1 protein-coding gene is annotated in these 1,521 nt (G+C 67.1%); it reads right to left on the bottom strand.

Translation table 11 applies throughout. The features are described 5' to 3' along the window. Positions 1–712 precede the first annotated feature (712 nt). On the bottom strand, positions 713–1,521 hold an 809-nt coding region (locus WBF63_RS06610; RefSeq protein ID WP_424368923.1), incomplete at its 5' end, for a substrate-binding domain-containing protein.

Below are 1,521 nucleotides of genomic sequence, written 5' to 3'. Positions count from 1 at the left end.
GGCCTCGTCCATCAGCTCAGGCTCCCTTGTCGGCCCCCGGGTCGAGCCCGGGGGCAGCCATGGTGGGTGGGGAGAGATCGGGGTAGGGGCCGATGGGCCGACCCCCTCACCCGTCTCGCGCTAGGCGCGATCCACCCTCTCCCACGAGGGGAGAGGGGTAGCCCGGCGGGTGGGGCGGCACTGAGTTTCCTTCTCCCCTTGTGGGAGAGGGTGGATCGCGCGCAGCGCGAGACGGGTGAGGGGGACCGGCCCCTCGGCACCTACCCCCACCCGTTCCCGCCCTCCGTGGCTGCCCCCGGACCTGATCCGGGGGCCAACAAGGGAGCCCGAGCCGGTGGAAACAGGCCACCGGGTCTTCGCCCGGTGGCAGCCCCGGTGAAGGTGAGAAAAACCAAGCCCTTCCCAAAAAACTCTCCCCGCTCCCTCAACCGTCCCCTATCCTTGCTCCCATCCCCGCCAGTCACGCGGCCCCGACGCAGGGCCGGGCGGGGAGGATCGGATGGGGAAGGCGTTCCCCTGCGTGGGTAGAAAATCGGCAGCCGGACCTGCAATATCGGTACCGCCTGAGACCGGACCCCCTAAGCAAGCCGATGCCGTGACGGGCGGCCCTTGGCTCCCCTGTTATCCCAACGGCTTGAGTCAAAGGCCGCCCGTCGCCGTGCAACCGTAAAGGCAAAAATGCCCGGGCGGCGCTTTCGCACGTCCCAGCTTGTTACGGCTTGCCGTCGTTCCAGTCGAAGCGCGGATGCAGCATATGGGTGAGGTCGGTCGTTTCCCCGGCGATGCGCCGCAGCAGCACCCGGCCCAGATTGCGGCCCGCCTCGACGAAATCCTCCTGCACCGTCTCGGCGGCCGGCTGGAACTGCATGAACATGGCCGAAGACTGCTTGGTGACCACATGGGCGTTTTGGCCCACGGTCTTGCCGGCCTCGGCCAGCCCCCCCAATACGGCCAGCGCGGAAATTTCCGAGGCGCAGACATAGCCGTCCGGGCCGTCCGGGCGGCGCGAGCGCTTGATGACGTAGTTGCGGATGGCGTCGGTGGGGCTTTCGAGGTTGATGTCGGCGGCGAATTCGCAGGCGATGCCCGCCTGCTTTGCCGCCCGCGTCATGCCCGCCTTGAGGTGGTCGGTATAGGTCAGCGCGCTTTGCGGCAGCACCATCGACACTTTTTTGCACCCCAGCGCCGCCAGCCGCAGCGTCGCGCCGTGGGCATAGGCCTCGTTGTCGAAATCGACGTAAGGATGCGGCTCCGGCCACAGCGTGCGCCCGTGGCTGACGAAGGGAAAATCGTTGTCGATGAGGAAGCGCACGCGCTCGTCGTAGAATTCCGCCTTGGAGAAGATCACCCCGTCGGCCATGCGGTTGCGCACGATATGGCGGATCGGCTCGATCGGCTCGACATGCCGGAACAGCGGCGTGATCACCAGGTGGTAGGCCGTGTCGCGCAGCGCCTCGGTGATGCCGGTCACCAGATAGGTGCCGAAACCATAGATCTGCTCGTCCGGCTCGAGGATGAGCG

The organism is Moheibacter sp. (genome assembly GCF_049672845.1).
Lineage (GTDB): Bacteria > Bacteroidota > Bacteroidia > Flavobacteriales > Weeksellaceae > Moheibacter.
This window is presented reverse-complemented; position numbering and strand designations above follow the sequence as displayed.